Origin of the sequence: Tersicoccus mangrovi (assembly GCF_036881825.1) — a bacterium.
Taxonomy (GTDB): Bacteria; Actinomycetota; Actinomycetes; order Actinomycetales; family Micrococcaceae; genus Tersicoccus; species Tersicoccus mangrovi.
On record NZ_JBAJMW010000001.1, the window covers coordinates 46903 to 71349 of the forward strand.

The window sequence follows — 24447 nt, forward strand, 5'->3', positions numbered from 1 at the left end:
TCCTTCCGTCCGCGCCGGCGCGTCGGCCCGTCCGACGCCGTTCCGTCCGTCCGCTGAAAGGGCGACCGTCACGTGAGCACCCTGTTCGACAACCTCGACCTGTTCGTCGAGGGCTTCAAGAACACCCTGATCCTCTTCTTCTTCTCCGCGATCTTCTCCCTGCTGATCGGGATGCTCGTCGCCGGAGCCCGGGTCTCCCCCGTCACCCCGCTGCGGGCACTGGGGACCATCTACGTCAACACCGTGCGCAACACCCCGTTGACGCTCGTGCTGTTCTTCTTCGCCTTCGGTTATCCGCGGCTCGACCTGCCGGGCGCCCAGAGCTATCTCGTGCTCGCCGTCATCGGCCTCTCGCTCTACACGGCCACCTACATGGCCGAGGCGATCCGGGCCGGCATCAACACCGTGCCCATCGGCCAGGCGGAGGCGGCGCGCGCCATCGGCATGCCGTTCGGGATGACGATGACGCAGGTGATCATGCCGCAGGCCGTCCGCGCCGTCGTGCCGCCCATGATGAACGTCTTCATCGCGCTGCTGAAGAACACGACGGTGGCCGCCGGCTTCTCCGTCGCGGAGGCCGGAGCGATCCGCGCGAGCCTCTCCGAACGCGGCGAGCCCGCCATGGCCTCGATGCTGTGGATCATCGCCGGCTTCGTCATCCTCGTCCTCATCCTCGCCGGCATCCAGCGCCGGTTCGAGAAGAAGTGGAGCCTGGCCCGATGACCTCCGTCCTCTACGACGTGCCCGGCCCGCGGGCCCGGCGCCGCAACATCGTCATCGGCGTGGTCGGCCTGCTCGTCGCGATCGCCGTCATCGCCTTCATCGTCTACCGGTTCGCCGCGACCGGACAGTTCTCCGCCCGCCTGTGGCGCACCTTCGCCTACCCGCAGGTGCAGTCGGCGTTCTTCTCGGCGGCGCTGAACACCCTGCAGGCCTTCGCCGCGGCGTCGGTGCTGAGCATCGTCCTCGGCCTCGTGCTGGCGATCGGGCGGCTCTCCGACCGCGCGTGGATCAGCCGCCCGGTCGGCTGGATCACCGAGCTCTTCCGGGCCGTGCCCGTGCTGCTGCTCATGGGCGTCGTCTATTACGGGCTGCCGAGCATCGGCGTCCAGGGCGTGACCCCCTACATCGCGGTGGTGGGCGGCCTGACCGTCTACAACGGCTCGGTGCTCGCCGAGGTCTTCCGCGCGGGCATGCAGGCCATCCCCCGCGGCCAGGTGGAGGCCGGCTACGCGATCGGTCTGCGCAAGAGCCAGGTGACGTCCACCATCCTGCTGCCCCAGGCGGTGCGGCTGATGCTGCCGGTGATCATCTCCCAGCTCGTGGTCGTCATGAAGGACACCGCGCTCGGGTTCATCGTCACCTACAACGAGATCCTGTACTACGCGAAGTACCTGGGCAGCCAGGGTCAGCTCGGCTCCCCGATCATCCCCGCCGCGATCGTCGCCGCCGTCCTGTACATCGGCATGTGCCTCATCCTCTCCGGCGTCGCGAAGCTGCTCGAGATGCGGCTGAACCGGACCGGCCGGACGCGTGGCGCGGCGGCTCCGACCCGCGTGGCGGCCGGCGACGGCGCGGCGGTCTGAGGGTTCGATCTGCTCGCTCGTCCCACCGGAGAAAGCCATTGACACCCACCGGGTGTAAGCGTGTAATCATCGTATGAACGAGATCGAGGGGTGGCTGCTCGGACGGCTGCCCGACCAGTGGTACGAGGGCTCGCCGGAGGTGACGGCGGACCGCGAGGAGATCGTCGTCGTCCTCCCGCTGGCATCGCCCTCGACGTCCGGGGATGACGAGAACGACGAGCAGGTGGCGCGGTCGGCCGAGGCGGGGCGCATCGAACGGTTCCGCGAGGACACCCGGACGCAGCGGATGCACATCGCCGACGACGCCGAGCGGCGGTTCGGTCGCAAGGTCGCCTGGGGCGCCTCCTGCGGGCAGACGAGGACGGTCTTCACGAATCTGTCCGTCCCGGTGATGACGCGGTTGCGGCAGCCGGAGCGGCGGGTGCTCGACACGCTCGTCGAGGCCGGGGTCGCCCGCTCGCGGTCCGACGCGCTCGCGTGGTCGGTGCGCCTCGTCGGCCAGCACGAGGGCGACTGGATCGCCCAGCTGCGGGACGCCCTGACCGCGGTCCGCGAGGCCCGCAGCGCCGGTCCTGCCGCCTGACGCCAGACCGCCTCGAACGATAGCCGGTCGAGCGGTGCCGCTCAGACCCGCGTGCGGGTCACCGCGTCGACCGTGACGTCGAGCGCTGACTCCACCCGGGCCACGGCCTCGGCCAGCTCGCCGACGCGCGGCCGGCGGGTCCGCGCGAACCAGGACACCGCCAGCGAGCGACGACGGCCGCTGCCGGTCAGCCGCCACCAGCCGGTGATGCGGCCGTCCACGAGCAGCGGAGGACGCACCTGGCCGTTCGCTGCGCTCCACAGCAGCGCGTGGTGCTCGGCGGTGACGAACCGGTCCCTCCCGCGCGGCGCATAGCCGCAGAAGAGAGCGTCGAACTCCGGGAGCAGGCGGACGGCGGGCGGGTGCGCGGCCGCGTCGGCCACGCCGGCGATGTCGAGGTACCGGCGCCCGCCCGGACCGGGCCGCGCGGTCAGCCCGTCACCGAGCAGCTCCCCCACGCGCGCGACGGCGTCGTCGACGGCGCCGAGCGTCACCCCGGACCACCAGGCGATGTCCTCGCGCGTGGCCGGCCCGTGGATCCGTAGGTGCAGGAGTACGGCCTCGTCGAGTGCCTGATGCTGGGACGGCAGGGGTCGGGCCGTCACGGCCGTCGCGGCGCGGTAGCCGGGCGCCCCCTGCCGGTCCCAGCCGCCGGAGAGCGGCCGCCGCAGCAGGCCGCCGTGGCCGAAGGACAGGTAGCGTCCCGCCTGGTCCGCGACGCGAGACGGGTCGCCGCCGTGCCGGTCCAACCAGGCCGCGAGGTGGTCGTGCAGCTCGTCGGGGGTGCGCCACGCGGTGGCCGCGAACGTCTCCGTCGCCGCCCACAGCTCGTCCAGGGCACCGTCCGGCAGCGCGGACCCGTCCGGACGCCGCAGGGTCCGCTCCCAGAACCGGCGCTGCCCCACGCGGGTGACCGCGTCGAGCACCCGGTGCTGCGCCGGCGTCGACGTGTGGACGGTGCCCCGCAGCGTGCTGCCGCGCACGACGTCGCCCGCCTCGTACGCCGCCGTCAGCGACGCATGCGTGACGAGCGGGGACCGGGCGGCCAGGCCGAGGAACGCCGAGCGGGCGGTCTGGGTCTGCACCGGCCCGACGGCCTCGAGCAGGGCCGGCGCCTCGAGCGGGTCGGCCGGGAACTGTCGGGCCAGGGTCAGCGCGGCAAGGTCGTCGAGCTCGAGCGGATCGTCCACGCTGGTCCCTTCCGCCGGTCGTCGCCCCTGGTCGGGCCCGCGCACTGGTCGTCACGCCGCGCCGCGGGGGCGGGAGTGTGTCGCCAGCCTAGGAGAATGGCCAGCATGACGCAGCACTCCCCGGCGCACGACGGCACCGTCGTCGTCCCCGACGGCCTGGCCGAACGCCGCCTGCTCGGCCCGGCGTGGAGCTCGTGGCTGGACCGGTTGCCGCGCCTGGCGGCCACGCTGCTGGACGAGTGGGACCTGACCGTCGACGGCGACGCGATGCACGGCTGGTGCTCCCTCGTGCTGCCGGTACGCACCCCGGACGGCCGGGACGCCGTCCTGAAGGTCAGCTTCGACGGCGACGACGAGTCCCTCCACGAGGCGCAGGCCCTCACCCGCTGGAACGGTGACGGCGCCGTTCGGCTCATCCGGGCGGACCCGCGGCGCCGTGCCCTCGTCCTGGAACGGCTCCGGGTGCGCGACCTGACCACGGTGCCGGTCGAGGAGGCCGGCACCGTGCTCGCGGACCTCTACCGGCGCCTGCACCGGCCCGCCGGGCCGCCCTTCCCGGCGCTCACCGACGTCGCCGGCGCCTGGCTGGACGACCTGGAGGCGCTCGGACCCGACATCCCGCTCCCCCGCAGCCTGCGGTCCCAGGCCCTCTCGCTCGGCCGGGACCTGACGGCGGACCCGCCGGGTCGGCCCGTCCTGCTGCACGGGGACCTGCACTGGGAGAACGTCCTGGCCCTCGACGACGCGGCGGACGGCACCGTGCCGGACCGGTGGCGCGCGATCGACCCCAAGCCGATGGTCGGCGACCCGCACCTGGAGCCGGCGCCGCTGGTGTGGAACCGGTGGCAGGAACTGCAGCAGCACCGCCGCGGACCGCGCGCCGCGATCCGGGAGCGGCTCGAGCTCGTCACGGACGCGACCGGGCTGGATCACGACCGGGTGCGCGACTGGTTCCTCGTGCGCGTCGTGCTCAACGCGAGCTGGACCGTCGCCGACGCCCGCCGCGCGTCCCGCACGCTGACCGACGCCGAACAGCGGGCGATCACGTGGTGCGTGACGATGGCGAAGGCCGTCCAGGACTGACTGACGCGGTCTTTGCGCTCAGCGCTCCGCTGGCCTCAGCGCACCGCTGCGCTCAGCCCTCGGTGAGCCAGCGGTGCAGGACGGCGTGGCACGCGCGGATCGCGTCCGGGTCCACCCGCTCGTCGTCGGTGTGGGCCAGCAGCGCGTCGCCGGGACCGAAGTTGATCGCCGGGATGCCGAGGGCGCTCAGCCGCGCGACGTCGGTCCAGCCGTACTTCGGCAGCGGCTCCGCGCCGACCATCGCGACGAAGCTGGCCGCGGCCGGGTGGTCGAGCCCCGGCCGGGCGCCCGCGGCGCCGTCGGTGCGCACGACGTCGAACCCGCTCAGCAGGTCGCGCACGATCGCCTCGGCGTCGTCGAGGGACTTGTCCGGCGCGAACCGGTAGTTGATCTCGATCACCGTCTCGTCCGGGATGACGTTGCCCGCCCGGCCGCCGGCGATCCGCACGGCGTTCAGGCTCTCCCGGAAGTCGAGGCCGTCGACGGTGATGGTGGCCGGTTCGTGGTCCCGCAGCCGGGTGAGCACCTCCGCGGCGTCGTGGATGGCGTTGTGGCCCATCCAGGCGCGGGCCGAGTGCGCCGCGGTTCCCTGCAGGCGCACCTCGAACCGGGCGGTGCCGTTGCAGCCGCCCTCGACGGTGCCGTTGGTCGGTTCGAGCAGGATGCCGAAGTCCGCGTCGAACCAGTCGCGGTACTGCTCGACGAGCCGGCCGAGCCCGCTCAGGGACGCCTCGACCTCCTCGTGGTCGTAGAACACCCACGTCACGTCGCGCACGGGTGCCGTGACCGCGGCGGCGAGCGCGAGCTGGACGGCCACGCCACCCTTCATGTCGGTGGCACCGCGGCCGTGCAGCATGCCGTCCCGCAGGCTCGACGGCACGGTGCCGGTGGCGCCGGGCGTCGCCGGCAGCGGCACGGTGTCCAGGTGCCCCGCGAGGATGACGCGTTCGTCGGCGCCGGTGCGGGTGCGGGCCATCAGCGCGTCGCCGGCGCGCACCACCTCGAGGTGGGACAGCGGCCGCAGCAGGGCCTCGACGGCGTCGGCCAGCGGTGTCTCGTTGCCGGAGACGCTGTCGATGTCGATCAGGCGGGCGGTAAGCTCGGCGACGTCGAGTCCGGCGTCCAGCGCAGGTGTGCTCATCTCTCCATTCAAGCGCACACGCCCGTCATGCCCGGCCCGGTGACGTGCCCGGCCGATACACTGGGACCCATGACCTCCCCGACCTCCGTCCCTGAGTCCGCCGTGCCCGGCGAATCCATCGACAGCCCCCTCACCGAGCGCCAGGCGCACGGTGACGGCCTGGCCACGGTCACCGAGGACGGCACCGTCCTGGACGTCTGGTACCCGGCTCCGGCACTCGGCGAGCGCAACGACCAGGAGCCGAAGGCCGAGACTGCGGGCCTGGCGGCCCTCGCCGCCGACGGGGCGGACGCGGACCGCGGCACCACCCGCGTCGTCGTGCACACCGACGTGGATCTGACGGAGCCGCCGGCCGACACCGCCGACGCCTACCTGCGGCTGCACCTGCTCTCCCACCGGCTGGTCGCCCCGAACCAGGCCAACCTCGACGGCATCTTCGGCAAGCTGGCCAACGTCGTGTGGACCAACTACGGGCCCTGCAGCGTCAACGGCTTCGAGCTGACCCGTGCCCGGCTGCTGCGCCGCGGCCCGGTCACCGTCCACGGGGTCGACAAGTTTCCCCGGATGGTCGACTACGTCCTTCCCCACGGCGTGCGGATCGCCGACGCGGACCGGGTGCGGCTCGGCGCGCACCTGGCCGAGGGCACCACCGTGATGCACGAGGGCTTCGTGAACTACAACGCCGGCACGCTCGGCCACGCGATGGTCGAGGGCCGCATCTCCGCGGGCGTCGTCGTGGGCCGCGACTCCGACGTCGGCGGCGGCGCCTCGATCATGGGCACCCTCTCGGGCGGCGGCAAGGAGCGGGTGCGCATCGGCGACCGTGTGCTGCTGGGCGCCAACTCGGGCGTCGGCATCAGCATCGGCGACGACTGCGTCGTCGAGGCCGGCCTCTACATCACCGCGGGCACCCTCGTGCGGCTGGCGGCGGAGGGCGACGGCCGGGCCGTCAAGGCCATCGAGCTCTCCGGTGTGCCGGGCCTGCTGTTCCGCCGCCACTCGGCCACGGGCGAGGTGCAGGCGCTGCCGCGCATCGGCGGTGCCGCCGTCACGCTGAACGCCGACCTGCACGCCAACTGAGGGGCTCATGGCCACCCGCACCGGGCGCGGCTCGACCGCCCGCGGGCGCCGCACGAAGCAGCGCGCCGCGTGGCGCGGCGCGGTCCTCGTGCTGCTCGCCGTCGTCCTCGTCGTCGTGGCGGTCGTCGCCGTGACCAACGCGCTCTCCCGCAACACCCCGCTGATCACTGAGGAGTGCACGGTCGTCAACGGCTCCTCGACCTACCGGCTGCAACCGGAGCAGGCGGCCAACGCCGCCCTGATCTCGGCGATCGCGGTGCGACGCAACCTGCCGCCGCGCGCCGCGTCCATCGCCATCGCGACCGCGCTGCAGGAGTCGAAGCTGCAGAACATCGAGCACGGGGACATGGACTCGATCGGCCTGTTCCAGCAGCGGCCCTCGCAGGGCTGGGGCACCGCCGAGCAGATCCTCGACCCCGCGTACGCGACCAACGCCTTCTACAACCACCTCGTGGCCATCCCCGACTACCAGTCGATGCCGATCACCGAGGCCGCTCAGCGGGTGCAGCTGTCCGCCTACCCCGAGGCGTACGCCCAGCACGAGCCGGTGGCCCGCAGCTTTGCGAGCGCCCTGACCGGCCAGTCCCCCGCCTCCCTCACCTGCACTCTCCGGCCGACGAGCAGCAACGCGACCCCCGCCGGCGTGATCGAGGCGGCGACTGCGGTGTTCGGCCAGCGTCAGGTCAGCGCCGAGGGGGCGACGGCCGTCATCGACGGGACCGGGACCGACGGTTGGGCGGTGGCGCAGTGGGCGGTCGCGACGGCGTCGGCCCACCAGGTGACGGCGGTCGAGTTCGACGGGCAGCGCTGGGAGCGCGCCCACGGCACGTGGCAGCCGTCCGCGGGCGCGTCGAACCGGCGGGTCCGGATCACGGTCGCGCAGTCGTAGGACCGCGTCAGACCAGCAGTTCCAGCACCGGTTCGAGGAATTCCCGGGTCGCCGCCTCGTCGGTCAGCAGCGTGTGCCCGATCAGCAGCCGGTCCGGCTCGACGAACCACGCGCGCTTCTCGGCGAGCGGCAGCTCGATGATCTGCAGCCGGAAGGGCCGGGCGGAGCGATCCACGTCGAGCTCTCGCTCCTCGACGAGCCGCCGCAGGATGCTGTGCTGGTGCAGGGCATCCCGGGTGTCGGTGACCTGCCGGTACTCGGCGACCCGCTCGCGGGACCACAGCAGGCCCGACCCGAAGTGCGCCTGCAGGTAGCGGCGCAGGGCCGGGCTGCCGGCGAACTCGCCGAACGACGGCGGGGTCAGCTGCTCGACGGCGTGCTCACCGCCGAGACACAGCCCGTGCCACCACAGCTCCCACTCCTCCCGCAGGGCCTCGACGCCGCCCGCGTGAGCGGTGAGCTGGTGGGGGTCGGCGTACCGGACGCCGGGCAGCAGCGGCGCGAGCTGCGGGTGGCCGCACGGGCCGAGGTCGGCGGCGTCGCGGATGTACAGGGCCAGCACCATCATGGGAGCCGTGTCCACGGAGATGGTCCAGCCGGTCTGCGGCGTCGTCACGCTCACCTCGTCCCTGGTCGCTGCGTGTGCACCGGCCCTCCCGGGCCGACGGCCGACCCCAGAATACCGAGCATCGACCCACCGTGAGCATCCGCACGGGGCGCGGACAGCCCGGTCCCGGGTTCCGCTGGGCCGCTGCCCTAGGCTGAACGGATGAAGATCCTCGTCACCGGCGGTGCCGGCTACATCGGCTCGCACACCGTTCTCGCCCTGCTGGAGGCCGGGCACGACGTCGTCGTGCTGGACAACCTCGCGAACTCCAGTGCGGAGTCGCTGCGGCGGGTCGGCGAGCTGGCCGGCCGGGACGTCGACCTGGTCCGCGCAGACCTGCGGGACCCGGCCGCGCTGGACGCGGCGTTCGCCGGCGCCGCCCGCGCCGGTGCACCGATCGAGGCGGTCATCCACTTCGCCGGGCTGAAGGCGGTCGGCGAGTCCGTCGCCGAGCCGCTGCGGTACTACACGAACAACACGGTCGGCACGGTCAACCTGCTCACCGCGATGGACGCCCACGACGTGCGGACCATCGTGTTCTCCTCGTCCGCGACCGTCTACGGCGCCACCGAGGAGGTGCCGCTGACGGAGAAGCTGCCGCTGGACGCGATCAACCCGTACGGCCGCACCAAGGAGCAGATCGAGGACATCCTCTCCGACCTCGGCGACGCGGACTCCCGCTGGCGGATCGCGCTGCTGCGCTACTTCAACCCCGTCGGCGCGCACGAGTCCGGCCGCATCGGCGAGGACCCCACCGGGGTGCCCAACAATCTCCTGCCGTTCGTCGCGCAGGTCGCCGTCGGTCGCCGCGAGAAGGTGCGCGTGTTCGGGGACGACTACCCGACGCCGGACGGCACCGGCGTGCGCGACTACATCCACGTCGTCGACCTCGCCGCCGGCCACCTCGCGGCGCTGGACTACCTCGCGAGCCACGGCGGCGTGCACCGCTGGAACCTCGGCACCGGTCACGGCTCGTCGGTGCTCGAGGTCATCGAGGCCTTCGGCCGTGCGGCGGGCAAGCCGGTCCCCTACGAGATCGCCCCGCGCCGTCCTGGCGACGCCGCGGTCAGCTACGCTGACCCGTCCTCCGCCCTGGCCGACCTCGGCTGGTCCGCGACCCGCGATCTCGACACGATGTGTGCCGACCACTGGCGCTGGCAGTCGAACAACCCGAACGGCTACGCCGAGGCCTGAGGCCCGCCCGAACGACGCCAGCTCGTCACGAGATGCCCGATCCGGGCCGGATTCGAGCCCGATGGACCATCTATCGACGAGCTGGCGCGGTCGTGGTGGGTGAGGCGGGGCGCACCGGAGCCGACACCGGGCGCTCCGAGACGGTGACGGCCCACTGCTGACGCTTGTCGGCGGCCACACTGACGACGAATGCCCGCGGATCGATGGTGGTGATCGATCCGGCGATGTCGCGGGTGACCATCCGGACGTTACTCTCCTCGAAGACTTCCTCTCCGGGATGGCAGTCCGCCGTCCACGCGGCCGCCTGGGCGATCACGACGTGAATCGTTCCCGTGCCGCGGCACGCCAGTCGCACCGTGACCTGAGCTCCGAAGGCGATCTGCGGCATCGGGAGACGCCCGACGCCGGTGCGCATGCTGGCGCTGACCAGGATCTTCTCCCCCGGCGGTGTCGGCGCGATCAGCGGGTAGCCGAAGTCCTCGCCGTCCAGGGGATTCGCCGACGCCGCTGCCGTGGCCGTCGTTCCCGTGCCGGAGCCGGCGTCGGACGTGGCGGCCGTGCTCCCGGTCCGTTGCGTGGAGGTGGGCTGATTCGGTGCCAGCGTACAGCCCACCAGACCGGCCACCAGAACGGTGGCCGCGGCGGCACCCGCCACAGCCGACGCCGCAGGTCGTCGTCGATTCCCCCGGATCATGACCGAAGCCTACCGTCCGGTAGCCGACGCGCGCGTCACCCGGAAACACCGCAGCTCGTCAATTGATGTTCGATCCGGCCGTGAATCGGGTCCGATGGAACATCTATTGACGAGCTGGCGGAAGGGGGTGTCAGTCGAGCGGGTAGTTGCGCTCCGGGGCACCCGTGTACAGCTGACGGGGGCGGCCGATCTTCGTCGTCGGGTCCTCGATCATCTCGCGCCACTGGGCGATCCAGCCCGGCAGCCGGCCGAGGGCGAAGAGGACGGTGAACATCTTCTCCGGGAAGCCCATCGCCTTGTAGATGACGCCGGTGTAGAAGTCGACGTTCGGGTAGAGCTTGCGCCCGACGAAGTAGTCGTCGGCCAGCGCCTTCTCCTCGAGCCGCTTGGCGATGTCGAGCAGCTCGTCGTCGATGCCGAGCTTCTCGAGCAGTTCGTCGGCGATGCCCTTGACGATCTTGGCGCGCGGATCGTAGTTCTTGTAGACGCGGTGGCCGAAGCCCATGAGCTTGACCCCGTCCTCCTTGTTCTTCACCTTCTCCATGAAGTCCTCGGGCTTGATGCCCTCGGCCTTGATCTTGCGGAGCATGTTCAGCACGGCCTCGTTGGCGCCGCCGTGCAGCGGGCCGAAGAGCGCGTTGATCCCCGCGGAGACGGACGCGAAGAGGTTGGCGTTGGAGGAGCCGACGAGGCGCACCGTCGACGTCGAGCAGTTCTGCTCGTGGTCGGCGTGCAGAATCAGCAGGGTGTCCAGGGCCTTGACGACGAGCGGGTCGAGCTCGTAGTGCTCGGTCGGCAGGCCGAAGCTCATGCGGAGGAAGTTCTCGACCGAGTTGAGCGAGTTGTCCGGGTAGAGCATGGGCTGGCCGATGCTCTTCTTGTGCGCATACGCGGCGATGACGGGCATCTTCGCGAGCAGCCGGAAGGTGGAGAGCTCGACCTGTTCCTTGTCGAACGGGTTGAGCGAGTCCTGGTAGAACGTCGAGAGCGCCGAGACGGCGGAGGACAGCACCGGCATCGGGTGCGCGTCCCGCGGGAAGCCGGCGAAGAAGCCCTTGAGATCCTCGTGCAGCAGCGTGTGACGGCGCAGCCGGTTGTCGAACGCCTCCAGCTCGTCGGACGTGGGCAGCTCGCCGTAGATCAGCAGGTAGGTGACCTCGAGGAACGAGGAGTGCTGGGCGAGCTGCTCGATCGGGTATCCGCGGTAGCGCAGGATGCCCTCGTCGCCGTCGATGAAGGTGATGGCCGACTTGGTGCCGGCGGTGTTCATGAAGCCGATGTCGTAGGTGACGTCCCCGGTCGTCCGGAGCAGCTTCGAGACGTCGAGACCGGGGTTCCCCTCGGTCACGTCGACGCGGGGCAGCTCCATCGAGCCGGTGCCGTAGTCCAGCTTCGCACCGTTGCCTTCAGCCACTGGTTCCTCCTCGAGAGGTGGTCGAACGCGCGGCAGCATCGGGCGCGCACCGGCGTCGTGTTCGTCTCAACGCTACCCGCCCCTCCGGTTCTGACCGAATCGGAGGACCCGGGAGCGGGCGTGGGGCGGAGTCCCCGGAAGGACCCGCGTCGCCGCTCAGGAACGCGCGGCGGTGAGCCGGTCGGCCGCGGCCTGCACCTGCTGCGTCGACGCGGTCAGCGCCACCCGCACGTGACGGGCGCCGGCGTCCCCGTAGAAGACGCCGGGACCGGCGACGATGCCGAGGTCGGCCAGGCGGCCGATCGTCGTCCACGCGTCCTCGCCGGCAGTGCACCACAGGTAGAGCCCGGCCTCCGAGTCGTCGATCCGGAGCCCGAATGCCTCGAGCGCGGGCGCCAGGATCCCGCGGCGCCGCCGGTAGGAGTCCTTCTGCGTGGCGACATGCTCGTCGTCGTCCAGGGCCGCCGTCATCGCCGCCTGCACGGGCGCGGGGACGATCATCCCGGCGTGCTTGCGGGCGTTGACGAGGGTCGGCATCAGCTCCGGCGCCCCGGCGAGGAACGCCGCCCGGTAGCCCGCGAGGTTGGACTGCTTGCTCAGCGAGTAGGCGACGAGCAGGCCGCTCCGGTCGCCGCCGGTGACGCGCGGGTCCAGCAGCGACGGCACGGACTCCCCACCGCGGTGGGTGTCCCAGCGGTCCCACCCCAGTTCGGCGTAGCACTCGTCCGAGACCACGACGGCGCCGAGCTCGCGGGCCCGGGCGACGAGCCGACGGAGGCGCTCGACGTCGGCCACGGCGCCGGTCGGGTTGCCGGGCGAGTTCACCCACACCATCCGCACCCGCGCGCGAACCGCGTCGTCGAGGGCGTCCAGGTCGTCCGCCGCGACCGCGTCGGCCCCGGCAAGACGGGCCCCGATGGCGTAGGTCGGGTAGGCGACGGTCGGGTGGACGACGACGTCACCGGGACGCAGGCCGAGCAGGAGCGGCAGCCAGGCGACCAGTTCCTTCGAGCCGATCGTCGGCATCACCGCATCCGCCGGCAGGTCGGTGACCCCGCGACGACGCGCGAACCAGCGGACGACGGCTTCCCGCAGCTGCGGGGTGCCGTGCGTCGTCGGGTAGCCGGGAGCGTCCGCGGCGTCCGCGAGGGCTCGCTGGATGAAGCCGGCCGTCGCGTCGACCGGCGTGCCGATCGAGAGGTTGACGGCCCCGTCCGGGTGGGCGGCCGCGGTGGCCTGGTAGGGCGCCATCGCCTCCCACGGGTAGTCGGGCAGGTCGAGCCCGAAGCGGCGGGGCGCCTCCGTCACAGGTCGACGTCCTGGTTCTGCGGCGGGAGGGCGGCGATCATCGGGTGGTCCGTGTGGGTGTTGCCGACCTTGGCCGCGCCGCCGGGCGAGCCGAGCTCCTCGAAGAACTCGACGTTGGCCTTGTAGTAGTCGGCCCACTCCTCGGGGGTGTCGTCCTCGTAGTAGATGGCCTCCACCGGGCAGACGGGCTCGCAGGCCCCGCAGTCGACGCACTCGTCGGGGTGGATGTAGAGGGACCGTTCACCCTCGTAGATGCAGTCGACGGGACATTCCTCCACACACGCCTTGTCCTTGATGTCGACGCAGGGCTGCGCGATGACGTACGTCACGTCGTCTGACCTCTCCTCGGGTACCTCGGTCCACTCCGCCGCGTCCGCACTCGGCTGACTGGATGGACCAGGGCGCTGGTGACCGGGACGTCCGGCGGCTCTCGTCAGTCTACTGCCGGGCTCCGGCCCCGCAGGTCGCCGCCCGCCGGTGTGACCGGCCCAGCCCCGGTGGCTACCGTGGTGCCATGAGCTCCGACCCCGCCCGGCTGCTGGGCACGCTGCCGATCGGCACGCGGGTCGTGGTGCGCTACCGCATCGAGGACGCCGTGCACGGGGCCACCGACGCCCTCGGGGAGCTCGTGGCCCGGCAGGTCGACACGTGCACCGTCCGCACCCGGTCCGCCGGCGACGTCGTCATCCCCCTCGCGGACGTCACCGCCGCGAAGACGGTCCCGCCTCCGCCGGCGCATCGGGGTCGCTGAGGCGTCACGCGCCGGGGAGCTGTGCATCGCCGCACCCCAGCCCGATCGCCAAGTGCGCTCAGCGGGCGACCGCACCCCAGCCCGATCGCTGAGCCGCTATCCGGGCTCGGTCGCTGTCATCGACCCCCCACCACCAGCACGCCGCACCCCAGCCCGGTCTCATTCTTCAGGACTGGGCTCCGCTGCGGTGCCCACCCGCCACCATCAGCGCGCCGCACCCCAGCCCCATCGCCGACGCCACTATCTGGGCTCCACCGCTGTCATCAACCCCCACTGCCAGCGCGCCGCACCCCATCTCATCCTTGGAACTGGGCTCCGCCGCGACGACCGCCGGCGATCACCAGCGCGCCGCACCCCAAGCCCGGTCACCCGGGATCACGGCGGGGTCATCGCACTCCAGCCCCATCGCCGACGCTACTCATCGGGCTCCGCTGCGGTGACCACCCGCCACCACCGGCGCCGCGCCGCAGCCCGGTCGCCGAGCCGCTATCCGGGCTCCCCAGCAGTGACGTCCTGCGTCGGCGAGTCGGACCGGCTCACCGATCCGGTGCCACGGCCGGCGCACTCGCATGACGGTCGAGCGTGCGCCTGACCAGGGAGACGAAGGCCTCGGGGTCGTGGATCACCATCTCGTAGGTGACGCGGAGAACCGGAACCCCCTGCGACGTCAGTGCATTCCACCGTCGACGGTCCTCGCGGTAGGCCGCACGGTCGCTGTGGAACTGCGCGCTGTCCACTTCGATGCCGAGCAGTCCGTCGACGAACAGGTCGACGTGACCGACTCCGGCCACCTTCACCTGACACTGCACGCAGAAGCCGGCGTCCTGCAGACAGACTCGGCCGATGGTCTCGGTCATCGAACCGGACAGCGGGTTGACGCGCTCCAGGACCCGTCCGACGCGAGCGCACCTCACGGTCGAGGCACGCTCACGCAACTGCCCGAGCGTCGTCCTCTTCAACACGACGGCGGATTCGACGAGGACCAGCGCCTCGACGTCCGGAAGGCAACGGCAGCAGCTGATCAGGGCATCCACGAGGTCGTAGTCTCCACCGACGCGGTGGACGACGCAGTCCGTCAACGGCAGGCCACGACCGGCGCCGAGATGCGGAAGGGGCGGGACTCGCCACTGCCACAACCCGCTGGCCTGGGCGAACGTGACGCACGCTGCCCGCGCACCCTGTCGACGCCACTCGACCATCTGGGGGTCGGCTGTCGCCGTCGCGAGCAGGCCGTGACCGACGCGTTCGAGATGCCCACCCGTCACCCACGCATCGATACGCGCTCTGCTGATCCCGGCGTCGCGCAATTCCCCCCAGCGCACCACGCCGCCGTGCGCCCGCACCAGATCGCCGATGTCCACATCACCATGGTCGTGCATGGACGATGCCCGGGTGCCGACGAGGTTCGTTCCTGTGGACAACAAGCCGCCACCGCACGGCGAGCCATGCCGGCCCCTGTCGAGCGGCCACAATGCCACGCCCCAGCCCGGTCCTGCGCGCGGAGATCGGGCTCGGCTGCATCGCACGCAACAGCGCCACACCGGAGCCCGTCCCTGGACACCGGCGACCGGGCTCTCGCACCCCAGCCCCATCCTGATCGCCGACGTCGGGCTCGGCTGCCCCACACGCACCACCGCCGCACCGGAGCCCGTCCCTGGACACCGGCGATCGGGCTCTCACTCCCCAGCCCCATCCTGATCGCCGACGCCAGGGCCGGGATGCGCCGGCTCCGCGGCGGACCCGTCCGATCAGGACGGGAGCCGGCGCATGCCCCACAGGGGTGAGAAGAACAGGGGCACGGATGCGGTCGCGGCACCGACCACACCGATCACGATCGTCGGGACGATGCCGATCAGGCCACCGAGCCAGCCGCCCAGCAGCGCGCCGATCGGCATGACGCCCCACACGAGGCACCGGATCGAGGCGTTCATCCGGCCGAACAGCGCCGGCGGGCACACCCGCTGGCGCATGCTGACCTGCAGCACGTTGTAGACGACCACGAGCACCGAGAACCCGAAGTCCGCGACGGACAGCACGGCGATCTGCTGCCACGTGGCCGGCAGCAGCGTCGCCACGGGCATCAGCAGCATGACGCCGGCCGAGGCCAGCATGGACAGCGGCAGCGCCGTCCCCTCCCCCACCCGGTCCCCGATGCGGGACGCGAGGGCGGCGCCGAGCACGCCGCCGACCGCGCCCAGCGTCATGATGAGCCCGAACGCCGGGGCGCCGAGACCGAGCTGACGCAGGATGAGGATCGGATACAGGGTCGCGGCCAGGGTGGAGAAGAAGTTGGAGATGCCGGTGGCCGTGGTGATGCGGCTGATCAGGGGATGCCGCACGACGAAACGCAGCCCGGCGCGGATCTGACCGAGGAGGGAGGCCTCATCGGGGGCGGCCGGCCGCTGCTCGTGATCGCGCACCGTCAGCAGCGCCACCGCGGAGACGAGATAGCCGACGGCCTCGGCGACGAAGAGCACGGGCACGCTCACCACGCTCAGCAGGGCGCCACCGATGCCGGGACCGCCGAGCCGCGCGACCTGGGCCGTCGCCTCGAGCTTGCCGTTGGCGTCCGCGACCCGGCCCGACGGCACCAGCACCGGCACGAAACTCTGGTATCCGACGTCGAAGAACACGGTCGCGGTGCCGACGACGGCGGCGACGGCGATCAGGTGCCAGAAGTCGAGCGTGCCGGTCCACCACAGCACCGGGATGGACAGCATGGCCACCGCCCGCACCGCGTCGGCCGTGATCATCGTCCGGCGTTTGCGCCACCGGTCCACCCACGCGCCGGCCGGCAGCCCGATGAGCAGGAACGCGGCGAACTGCACGGCGTCGAGGACGCCCACCTGGAAGGCGCTGGCGTCGAGGACGCTGACGGCGAGCACGGGCAACGCGATCCGGCCGACGCTCGCGCCGAGCTGGCTGACGCCCTGGCCGCCCCAGAACCGCAGGAAGTCACCGTCGCGCCACAGCGAGCGGTCCGGAACGACGACGTCGGTCACGTCGCCGGTCACGGGCGCCGGCGCGTCGGCGGCCACCCGGTTCACGACCGGCGGCGCCTCGATCGGAGGCGACGCCGGCGGATTCTCGGAACTCATGGCGACCAGCCTGACGCGGTGATTGGTATTCGTCAATCACTACGGCATGCTGGCGTCATGAGAGCGAAGGACACCGACGACGAGGCCCTCGCGCGCGGCCGCGCGCTCAGTTCTCCGCTGCGCATCCGCATCCTGCGGTACTGCCTGCACGAGTCGCGGACCAACAAGCAGATCGCCGAACGTTTCGACCTGAATCCGGCCACGAGCCTGCACCACGTGCGCACCCTGGCCGACGCCGGCCTGCTCGCCGCGGAGTCGGAGCGGCGGGGCGCTCGCGGCGCACGCGAGGTCCCCTACCTGGCCACCCGGTTGTCCTGGCGCACGCCCCTGCCCCCCGGGACCACGCTGGTCGACGCGTTCCTCGCCGACCTCGAGGGCGTCGCCCCCGACCAGCTGCTCACCATCCGGCTCGGCGTCAAGCTCAACGCCGAGCACCGCCGCGAGATGCTCGCGACGGTGGAGGCCGTCATGCAGGAGTACGCGTCGCTGCCCGCGGACGAGGACGGCGAGCCGACGTCGATCTTCTTCGCCCACCACCCCGACTTGACAGCCCGGGACCGCTGAACCCGGGCCGGACACCCGGCCCGCACGCGGGCCGGGTCGGCGGTCCGGATCAGCCGGCGCCGGGCAGGCTGACCTCGAGCCGGCCGTCGACCACGCGCGTGTCGAAGCTCGGCTGCGGCGCCGTGGCCGGGCCGTTGAGCACGGCACCGTCGCGCAGGGAGAACGTGGAGCCGTGCCACGGGCAGGTGATACAGGGACCCTCCCCCGGCGTCCCGGACGTCAGCTCACCCTCGTGCAGGGGCCCGGCGAGGTGGCTGCAGGCGTCCGCGAGCACGAAGACGGCGTCCGAGGACTCCTGCCGCAGCACGACGACGGGCACCTCCCCCACGGTGCGGCGGGCGAGGGTACCGGTCGGCAGCTCGTCGACGGGGCCGAGCGAGTGCCAGCCCGGTTCCACGCGGTGCGGCACGTCCTCGGCGTGGTTCACCCCGGAGGCCTGGCGGAAGGACAGGTGGCCGCCGAGGTACCCGCCGAGGCCCGCGATGGAGAGCCCGGCGAACGAGAGCACCTTGCCCAGGCCGTGGCGTCCCGAGCGGCGCGCCAGCCAGGAGACGGAGTACAGCCCGATCGCGGTGAAGTTGGCGCCCGCGTGGACGAGCCCGACGCGCATCTGCTGCTCGTGCAGATCGCCGTAGTCCGCGTAGCCGGCGGCGACGGCCGGGACGGACGCGACGACGCCTGCACCCACGAGCCGGCGCGAGGCGTCCTCGGAGCCGGGCACCAGGTCGAGGAACGCCGCGGAGAACCAGGCGCCCAGCGGCAGCTGGACGAGCACCGGGTGCAGCGGATGCCCCTGCGGGACACCGTGCAGGATGTCGCGGAGCCACTGCGGCTGGATGAGCGCGTGGGAGAGCTTCTGTTCGATGGCGACGACAGGGTCGAGCCAGGTGGCGTCCTCGAGGACGTCAACGGCGGCGACGGGGGCGAGGGTCTTCATGCGGCCTCCTCGGTGCGTGAACCCTCATTGTGCCGCGCACCACCCACCGAACGAAACCCATCAGTGGGCTGACGATCCCCGGGAGGCCCGCAGCGTCGGGCCCGGGATCGTGGGGCCGGTGGCCTCAGGTGCGGGAGCGCCGCAGGCCGCGGGCGGTGAACAGGACCGCCGCGATGGTCGCGACGCCGGCGCCGTAGAGCCACACGAGGCCGGCCAGGGCGATCCCCGTCGGCTGTGCGGTCTGCGTGACGATCAGCGGCACCTCGCCGGTGCCGGCCAGCAGCCAGTTCGCGGTGAAGGCGACGGCCCCGGTCAGGGCGGCTGCCCACACGGAACGGGTCCAGACCCCCACGGCCGTCGCGGCACTGGCGCACAGCACGATCGCGAGCACCGCGCCCCACGGCAGCGGCGTCGCGCCGGTGTAGCCGACGTGGCCCTGCAGCACGGTGCCGAGCCAGCAGACGAGCAGGCCGGCCACGACGGCGGCGAGGACGGCGCCGATCCCGCCGCCGCGACGGCGGCGGCCCGGGGCCGGCGGCGTCGTCGTGTCCATGGAGCGGAACCGCTCGACGGCGTCGACGTCCCGCCAGATGCCGTTGGAGAGCGCGAACCGGCCGCCCTCGACCACGGCCTGGGTGCCGTGGGCGGCGATCGCGGCGCGCTTGACCTGCGGGTCGCCGGCCACCTCGATCAGCCGGCCCGTGGAGGAGCCGGCATCGCTCGCGGTGACCCACAACCGGATGGGGAGCTCCTCGCGGACCTGCGCGAGGGCGGCGAGGGTCACTTCGTGGGTGCGGATGTGGTCGGGGTGGCCGTAGCCGCCGTCGTCGTCGTACGTGACGACGACGTCGGGACGGACGACCCGCAGCAGGGCCGCGGCGTCCGCGGTGGACTGCTCCAGCGGCTGCTGGGAGAAGCTGTCGGCCGAGACCTGCGGCGCCGGACGGGCACGCCCGTCCTCGCCCCAGCTCATCCCGGAGTCGCGGTAGAGCCGGCTCGGAGCACCCGACGCGAGGGCCGGGGCGGTGCCGAGCAGGAAGCCGCTGTGCACGCCGAGCACCCGGGTGGCCGAGGCCAGCTCGGTCAGGCGCACCCGGGCCAGCTCGGTGCCGTCGTCGACGGATTCGGGCAGCCCGACCTGCAGATGCCGCAGGTCGGCGGGGATCACCTCGCCCAGTTCACCGCGCGTGCAGGTGAGCAGGAGCACCCGGTGCCCGGCGGCGGCCAGGGCCGCCATCGTCCCGCCCGTCGCGATCGACTCGTCGTCGGGATGGGCGTGGACGAACAGGACCGTGGCCGGCGCCTCGACGCCGGCCAGCAGGTCCGACAGTCCGGGACGCTCGCCGGCCGGCTCCTGCTGCACGGGTCAGGCCCGGGCCCGGGCCCGGTGGGCCTTCATGCGCTCGTTGGCGTCGAGGATCACCTTGCGGATGCGGATGGACTCCGGGGTCACCTCGACGCACTCGTCCTCGCGGGCGAACTCGAGGGACTCCTCGAGCGTCAGGGTCCGCGGCGGGGTGAGGTTCTCGAAGGAGTCCGAGGAGGCCGCACGCATGTTGGTGAGCTTCTTCTCCTTGGTGATGTTCACGTCCATGTCGTCGGCGCGGGAGTTCTCGCCGACGATCATGCCCTCGTAGACCTCCGAGGTCGGCTGGACGAAGAACGAGCCGCGCTCCTGCAGGTTGATCATGGCGAAGGGGGTCACGACGCCGGCCCGGTCCGCGATCATCGAGCCGTTGGTGCGGTACTCGATGTCGCCGGCCCAGTGCTCGTAGCCCTCGGCGTAGGAGGAGGCGATGCCCGCGCCGCGCGTGTCGGTGAGGAACCGGGTGCGGAAGCCGATCAGGCCACGGGCCGGGACGATGAACTCCATCCGGACCCAGCCGGTACCGTGGTTGGCCATGTTGGTCATCCGGCCCTTGCGGGCGGCCATCAGCTGGGTGACGGCGCCGAGGTATTCCTCGGGCACGTCGATGATCATGTGCTCCATCGGCTCGTGGACCTTGCCGTCGACGAGGCGGGTGACGACCTGCGGCTTGCCGACGGTCAGCTCGAAGCCCTCGCGGCGCATCTGCTCGACGAGGATGGCCAGGGCCAGCTCACCGCGGCCCTGCACCTCCCAGGCGTCCGGGCGCTCGGTCGGGAGGACCTTGAGGGACACGTTGCCGACGAGTTCCTTGTCGAGGCGGTCCTTGACCTGGCGGGCCGTGACCTTGGCACCCTTGACCTTGCCGGCCAGCGGCGAGGTGTTGATGCCGATCGTCATGGAGATGGCCGGGTCGTCGACCGTGATCAGCGGCAGCGGCCGCGGGTTCTCCAGGTCGGTCAGGGTCTCACCGATGGTGATGTCCTCGATGCCGGCGACGGCGACGATCTCGCCCGGGCCGGCGGAGTCGGCGGAGACCCGCTCGAGCGCCTTGGTGGCGAGCAGCTCGGTGATCTTGACGGTCTTCAGCTCGCCGTTGTGACGGGCCCACGCGACCTGCTGGCCCTTGCGCAGGGTGCCGTTGAAGATGCGCAGCAGGGCGAGCCGGCCGAGGAACGGCGAGGCGTCGAGGTTGGTGACGTGCGCCTGCAGCGGAGCCTCGGGGTCGTAGGACGGCGCCGGGATGTGCTTGACGATCGTCGAGAACAGCGGCTCGAGGTTGTCGTTCTCCGGAGCGCTGCCGTTGGCCGGCTGCTCCAGCGACGCGGCGCCGACCTTCGCGGCGGCGTAGACGACGGGCACGTCGAGGACGGCGTCGAGGTCCAGGTCCGGCACCTCGTCGGCCAGGTCGGAGGCCAGGCCGAGCAACAGGTCCATGGACTCGCTGACGACCTCGGAGATCCGGGCGTCGGGCCGGTCGGTCTTGTTCACGACGAGGATGACCGGCAGCTTCGCGGCCAGCGCCTTGCGCAGCACGAAGCGGGTCTGGGGCAGCGGGCCCTCGGACGCGTCGACGAGCAGGACGACGCCGTCGACCATGGACAGGCCGCGCTCGACCTCGCCGCCGAAGTCGGCGTGGCCCGGGGTGTCGATGACGTTGATGGTGATGGTCTCGCCCTCGGCCGCGGGGCCGCTGTAGAACACCGTGGTGTTCTTGGCGAGGATGGTGATGCCCTTCTCCTTCTCCAGGTCCCCGGAGTCCATGACTCGGTCGGCGACCTCGCCGTGGGTGGAGAAGGCACCGGTCTGCCGGAGCATGGCGTCCACCAGGGTCGTCTTGCCGTGGTCGACGTGCGCGACGATGGCGACGTTGCGCAGATCCTCACGGACGGCCCGAGTAGTGGTGGCGGTGTCAGACATGCGGGATGACTCGATTCGGTGAGAGGTCGTGTCCACGGTGCTGACCCGTGGACACCGAAGGGTGCGGGGGCCGGGCGTCGCCCGGGCGCGGGCGTGGCCGCGCGTGGACCCGGCGGTGCGGATCCCGTGGTGCCCAGAGAGCACCGACAGACCATTCTAGACCCGCGCGCCCATTCCGCGCCGTGGTCGCCGTCACGCTCCCCCGGCAGGCCCGTACGGAAAGGGACGGGCGGGCTGGCGCACGGACGCCGACGGCGCCCGTCCCCGGCGGTGGGGGCGGGCGCCGTCGGCGACCTGTGGTTCTCGCGTTACTGGATCCGCGATCCCTACTCGTCGCTGATGCCGGCGGCGAGCAGCTGGGCGCGCACCTCGCGCCGCTCGCGCTGCTTGTCCGGATCCGGCAGCGGCACCGCGGCCAGCAGGCGCTGCGTGTACGCCTCCTGCGGGTTGCGCAGGATCTCGTCGCGGGTGCCCTGCTCGACGATCCGGCCGTGGTTCATCACGACGATCCGGTCGGCCAGCAGGTCCACGACGGCCAGGTCGTGCGTGACGAAGAGGCAGGCGAAGCCGAGCTCCTTCTGCAGGTCCTGGAACAGCTCGAGCACGCGGGCCTGCACGGACACGTCCAGCGCGGACGTCGGCTCGTCGGCCACCATGAGCGCCGGCTTGAGGGCGAGCGCCCGGGCGATGCCGACGCGCTGCTTCTGGCCGCCGGAGAGCTCGTGCGGGTACCGGTTGCGGTAGGAGCGGGGCAGCTGCACCTGGTCCAGGAGGGACTCGATGCGCTTCTGCAGCTCCGCGCCCTTCGCCTCACCGGCGAGGTAGAGCGGCTCGCCGATGCTCTCACCGATGGGCAGTCGCGGGTTCAGGGAGGACGACGGGTCCTGGAAGACCATGCCCACCTTGTTCCGCAGCACCTTCAGCTGCTTGCGGTTCGCCTTCGAGATGTCCTCGCCGACGACCGTGAGGGTGCCCTCGACGATAGGCAGCAGCCCCACGGAGGCCCGCCCGATCGTGGTCTTGCCGGAGCCGGACTCCCCCACCAGGCCGACGACCTGGCCCGGGTAGACCGTCAGGTTCGCGTCGGTGACGGCGCGGAATGCCGGCACCCGTCCCTGCTTCGGGTACTCGATCGCGACGCCGCGCAGGTCCAGCACCGGCTGGACGGCCTGCAGCCGCTCGGCCTCGGCCTGCGCGATGCGTTCCGCCTCGGCGAGGGCCCGCTTGTTCTCCTCCTCGCGAGTGGCCAGCTCGGCGGAGTCGATGTCGACCTCGGCGCTCGAGACGTCGGCGGAGGCGGCGAGCGCGGCCACCAGGTCGATCTCCTCCTCCCCCGCGGTGCCCAGGTGCGGCACGGCGGCCAGCAGGGTCTGGGTGTAGGGGTGCTGCGGCTCGTGGAAGATCTGCCGCGCCGTGCCCGCCTCGACCGTGCGGCCGTCCTTCATCACGAGAATGCGGTCCGCGAGGTCGGCGACGACACCCATGTCGTGGGTGATGAGGATGATGCCGGAGTCCAGCTTGTCCTTCAGGTTGCGCATCAGGTCGAGGATCTCGGCCTGGACGGTGACGTCGAGCGCCGTCGTCGGCTCGTCCGCGATCAGCAGCTTCGGGTCGCACGAGAGCGACTGGGCGATCATGGCGCGCTGCCGCTGGCCACCCGAGAGCTGGTGCGGGTAGGAGTTGAACGCCTTCTGCGGGTCCGGCATCTCGACCAGCTCGAGCATCTCCAGGGCCCGGGCCGCGGCCTGCTTGGGCGAGACCTCGTTGTGCAGGCGCACCGTCTCGACGATCTGGTTGCCGACCGTGTACACGGGGTTCAGCGCCGTCATCGGCTCCTGGAAGATGACCGCGATCTCCGAGCCGCGCACCTGGCGCAGCGCGTGGCGGGAGGCGTTGAGCAGCTCTCGGCCGGCCAGGTCCACACTGCCGCGGACGACGGCGTTGGGAGGCAGCAGGTCGAGGAGGGCCATCGCCGTCGTCGATTTGCCGGACCCGGACTCACCGACGATGGCGAGCACCTCGCCGCGCGCCAGGTCGAAGTTCGAGTCGATGACGGCCGGCACGAGCTTCTTCTCGACGCCGAAGCTGATGTTCAGGTCGCGGACGGACAGCAGGGCCCCGCCGCGGCTGCCGCCGCCGGACGGAGTGGCGCTGGGCTGCGCTGCGTGGCTCATCGGTGGTTCCCTTCTGACACCGCGGGCGACGCCGGGCGCCGCTTCGCGTGATCCGCGCGCCCCGGCTGGGAGGCGGCGGCCAATGCTGAAACGATGGGCAGATGACGACCTTCACGGCCGGCACCAGCCGGTGGATGGCGATCGGCTGCTGGGCCGTCGCCCTCATGCTGCTCGTGTCCGCGGCGACGAGCGGTGGCGCCGCGATCGGAGCGAAGCTGGCGATCATCGCCGTCGACCTGGCCGCGGTCGGATGGGCGGCCCTCTGGCGCCCCACCGTGACCATCGACGACGAGCAGGTGGTGGTGCGCAACGTGTTCCGCACCGTGAGCGTGCCGTGGGCTGCGCTGATCGACGTCGACACGAAATACGCGCTCACGCTCGTCACCCCGCACCGCCGGGTCACGGCGCTGGCCGCCCCGGCGCCCGGACGGCACGCCGTCATGTGGGCGAACCGCCAGGACGTCACGGGCCTGCCCGAGCGCACCTACGATTCCGCGCACTCGATCCGGCCCGGCGACCTGGCCGCGTCGCACTCCGGCGCGGCCGCGCTGCTCGTGCGCCGCCACTGGGAGCGGCTGGCCGAGGAGCAGCGCATCGACCTCGGCGCGGCCGACACCACGACCATCGGCACCCGCTGGCACCCCGCCACGATCGCGGCCGCCGGCGTGCTGGCGGTCGCGACCGTGGTGGTGATCAGCCTCTGAGCCGGTGACGGCGGCGAACGAGGTCATCGTCCGTCCCGGCGGCGGAACCCGCGCCGGCGCGGCTCGGTGGCCCCGCCCGGCCCGGTGCCCCGCGCGTCGTCGTCGAGCTCGAGCCGGGAGTTCTGGCCGCCCTCGGCCGGCGTGCCGTGGTAGAGCGTCGAGGA

At 72.1% G+C, this 24447-nt stretch carries 23 protein-coding genes; 10 read left to right on the forward strand and 13 right to left on the reverse strand.

Annotated elements, in window-relative coordinates:
* Nucleotides 1–72 precede the first annotated feature (72 nt).
* The 3 genes from V6N00_RS00250 to V6N00_RS00260 all read left to right on the forward strand — a co-directional run bounded on the left by V6N00_RS00250 (nt 73) and on the right by V6N00_RS00260 (nt 2169).
* Complete coding sequence (locus tag V6N00_RS00250; RefSeq protein WP_334230091.1) at nt 73–723, forward strand: amino acid ABC transporter permease; 651 nt, start codon at nt 73–75, stop codon at nt 721–723.
* Nucleotides 720–1586 carry an amino acid ABC transporter permease gene (locus tag V6N00_RS00255; protein WP_334230092.1) on the forward strand — a complete coding sequence of 289 codons (867 nt, stop codon included), beginning with the start codon at nt 720–722 and terminating at the stop codon, nt 1584–1586. Before V6N00_RS00250 ends, V6N00_RS00255 begins: the two co-directional genes overlap by 4 nt.
* 73 nt (nt 1587–1659) lie before the next feature.
* Nucleotides 1660–2169, forward strand: a complete 510-nt coding sequence (locus V6N00_RS00260; RefSeq protein WP_334230093.1) for a hypothetical protein — start codon at nt 1660–1662, stop codon at nt 2167–2169.
* A gap of 41 nt (nt 2170–2210) precedes the next feature.
* On the opposite strand, the gene V6N00_RS00265 is transcribed toward V6N00_RS00260, so the two are convergent.
* The gene (locus tag V6N00_RS00265; RefSeq protein WP_334230094.1) at nt 2211–3359 is read right to left on the reverse strand and encodes a DNA glycosylase AlkZ-like family protein; all 1149 of its coding nucleotides are present in this window, start codon (nt 3357–3359) and stop codon (nt 2211–2213) included.
* Nucleotides 3360–3464: 105 nt separating this feature from the next.
* On the opposite strand from V6N00_RS00265, the gene V6N00_RS00270 reads away from it, so the two are divergent.
* On the forward strand, nt 3465–4442 hold the full coding sequence (locus tag V6N00_RS00270) for an aminoglycoside phosphotransferase family protein (RefSeq protein ID WP_334230095.1): 978 nt from the start codon (nt 3465–3467) through the stop codon (nt 4440–4442).
* A gap of 52 nt (nt 4443–4494) precedes the next feature.
* On the opposite strand, the gene dapE is transcribed toward V6N00_RS00270, so the two are convergent.
* Nucleotides 4495–5583 (reverse strand): succinyl-diaminopimelate desuccinylase, encoded by a 1089-nt coding sequence (gene dapE, locus V6N00_RS00275; protein ID WP_334230096.1) that lies wholly within the window; start codon nt 5581–5583, stop codon nt 4495–4497.
* 69 nt (nt 5584–5652) lie between these two features.
* On the opposite strand from dapE, the gene dapD reads away from it, so the two are divergent.
* The gene (gene dapD, locus V6N00_RS00280; RefSeq protein ID WP_334230097.1) at nt 5653–6663 is read left to right on the forward strand and encodes a 2,3,4,5-tetrahydropyridine-2,6-dicarboxylate N-succinyltransferase; all 1011 of its coding nucleotides are present in this window, start codon (nt 5653–5655) and stop codon (nt 6661–6663) included.
* 7 nt (nt 6664–6670) lie between these two features.
* Nucleotides 6671–7552, forward strand: coding sequence for a hypothetical protein (locus V6N00_RS00285; protein WP_334230098.1), 882 nt, complete (start codon nt 6671–6673; stop codon nt 7550–7552).
* A gap of 7 nt (nt 7553–7559) precedes the next feature.
* On the opposite strand, the gene V6N00_RS00290 is transcribed toward V6N00_RS00285, so the two are convergent.
* Nucleotides 7560–8168 carry a hypothetical protein gene (locus V6N00_RS00290; protein ID WP_334230099.1) on the reverse strand — a complete coding sequence of 203 codons (609 nt, stop codon included), beginning with the start codon at nt 8166–8168 and terminating at the stop codon, nt 7560–7562.
* 153 nt (nt 8169–8321) lie between these two features.
* Here V6N00_RS00290 and galE point away from each other — a divergent pair, with 153 nt between their 5' ends.
* Nucleotides 8322–9353 carry a UDP-glucose 4-epimerase GalE gene (gene galE, locus V6N00_RS00295; protein ID WP_334230100.1) on the forward strand — a complete coding sequence of 344 codons (1032 nt, stop codon included), beginning with the start codon at nt 8322–8324 and terminating at the stop codon, nt 9351–9353.
* Nucleotides 9354–9423: 70 nt separating this feature from the next.
* Here galE and V6N00_RS00300 read toward each other — a convergent pair whose 3' ends face one another.
* The 4 genes from V6N00_RS00300 to fdxA all read right to left on the reverse strand — a co-directional run bounded on the left by V6N00_RS00300 (nt 9424) and on the right by fdxA (nt 13098).
* A complete protein-coding gene (locus tag V6N00_RS00300) occupies nt 9424–9768 on the reverse strand; it encodes a hypothetical protein (protein ID WP_334230101.1) in 345 nt (114 codons plus the stop codon).
* A 409-nt stretch (nt 9769–10177) separates the two neighbouring features.
* The gene (locus V6N00_RS00305) at nt 10178–11461 is read right to left on the reverse strand and encodes a citrate synthase (RefSeq protein WP_334230102.1); all 1284 of its coding nucleotides are present in this window, start codon (nt 11459–11461) and stop codon (nt 10178–10180) included.
* Nucleotides 11462–11617: 156 nt separating this feature from the next.
* Nucleotides 11618–12769, reverse strand: a complete 1152-nt coding sequence (dapC, locus tag V6N00_RS00310; RefSeq protein WP_334230103.1) for a succinyldiaminopimelate transaminase — start codon at nt 12767–12769, stop codon at nt 11618–11620.
* Nucleotides 12766–13098, reverse strand: a complete 333-nt coding sequence (fdxA, locus tag V6N00_RS00315) for a ferredoxin (protein WP_076693664.1) — start codon at nt 13096–13098, stop codon at nt 12766–12768. The genes dapC and fdxA overlap by 4 nt, the downstream gene beginning before the upstream one ends.
* A gap of 185 nt (nt 13099–13283) precedes the next feature.
* Between fdxA and V6N00_RS00320 the strand changes: the two genes are divergently transcribed.
* Nucleotides 13284–13520 carry a putative acetyltransferase gene (locus tag V6N00_RS00320; RefSeq protein ID WP_334230104.1) on the forward strand — a complete coding sequence of 79 codons (237 nt, stop codon included), beginning with the start codon at nt 13284–13286 and terminating at the stop codon, nt 13518–13520.
* Nucleotides 13521–14056: 536 nt separating this feature from the next.
* Here the strand turns inward: V6N00_RS00320 and V6N00_RS00325 are convergent.
* Both V6N00_RS00325 and V6N00_RS00330 read right to left on the reverse strand, forming a co-directional pair.
* Nucleotides 14057–14881 carry a type IV toxin-antitoxin system AbiEi family antitoxin domain-containing protein gene (locus V6N00_RS00325; RefSeq protein ID WP_334230105.1) on the reverse strand — a complete coding sequence of 275 codons (825 nt, stop codon included), beginning with the start codon at nt 14879–14881 and terminating at the stop codon, nt 14057–14059.
* A gap of 387 nt (nt 14882–15268) precedes the next feature.
* Complete coding sequence (locus V6N00_RS00330; protein ID WP_334230106.1) at nt 15269–16618, reverse strand: MFS transporter; 1350 nt, start codon at nt 16616–16618, stop codon at nt 15269–15271.
* 57 nt (nt 16619–16675) lie between these two features.
* Between V6N00_RS00330 and V6N00_RS00335 the strand changes: the two genes are divergently transcribed.
* The gene (locus V6N00_RS00335; RefSeq protein ID WP_334230107.1) at nt 16676–17182 is read left to right on the forward strand and encodes an ArsR/SmtB family transcription factor; all 507 of its coding nucleotides are present in this window, start codon (nt 16676–16678) and stop codon (nt 17180–17182) included.
* A 49-nt stretch (nt 17183–17231) separates the two neighbouring features.
* On the opposite strand, the gene V6N00_RS00340 is transcribed toward V6N00_RS00335, so the two are convergent.
* The 4 genes from V6N00_RS00340 to V6N00_RS00355 all read right to left on the reverse strand — a co-directional run bounded on the left by V6N00_RS00340 (nt 17232) and on the right by V6N00_RS00355 (nt 23579).
* Nucleotides 17232–18119 carry a Rieske (2Fe-2S) protein gene (locus V6N00_RS00340; RefSeq protein WP_334230108.1) on the reverse strand — a complete coding sequence of 296 codons (888 nt, stop codon included), beginning with the start codon at nt 18117–18119 and terminating at the stop codon, nt 17232–17234.
* Between the two features lie 124 nt (nt 18120–18243).
* On the reverse strand, nt 18244–19482 hold the full coding sequence (locus V6N00_RS00345) for a PIG-L family deacetylase (RefSeq protein WP_334230109.1): 1239 nt from the start codon (nt 19480–19482) through the stop codon (nt 18244–18246).
* Between the two features lie 3 nt (nt 19483–19485).
* Nucleotides 19486–21405, reverse strand: coding sequence for a translational GTPase TypA (gene typA / locus V6N00_RS00350; protein WP_334230110.1), 1920 nt, complete (start codon nt 21403–21405; stop codon nt 19486–19488).
* Nucleotides 21406–21731: 326 nt separating this feature from the next.
* Complete coding sequence (locus V6N00_RS00355) at nt 21732–23579, reverse strand: ABC transporter ATP-binding protein (RefSeq protein WP_334230111.1); 1848 nt, start codon at nt 23577–23579, stop codon at nt 21732–21734.
* A gap of 101 nt (nt 23580–23680) precedes the next feature.
* On the opposite strand from V6N00_RS00355, the gene V6N00_RS00360 reads away from it, so the two are divergent.
* Nucleotides 23681–24283 (forward strand): PH domain-containing protein, encoded by a 603-nt coding sequence (locus V6N00_RS00360; RefSeq protein ID WP_334230112.1) that lies wholly within the window; start codon nt 23681–23683, stop codon nt 24281–24283.
* Nucleotides 24284–24447: the final 164 nt, after the last annotated feature.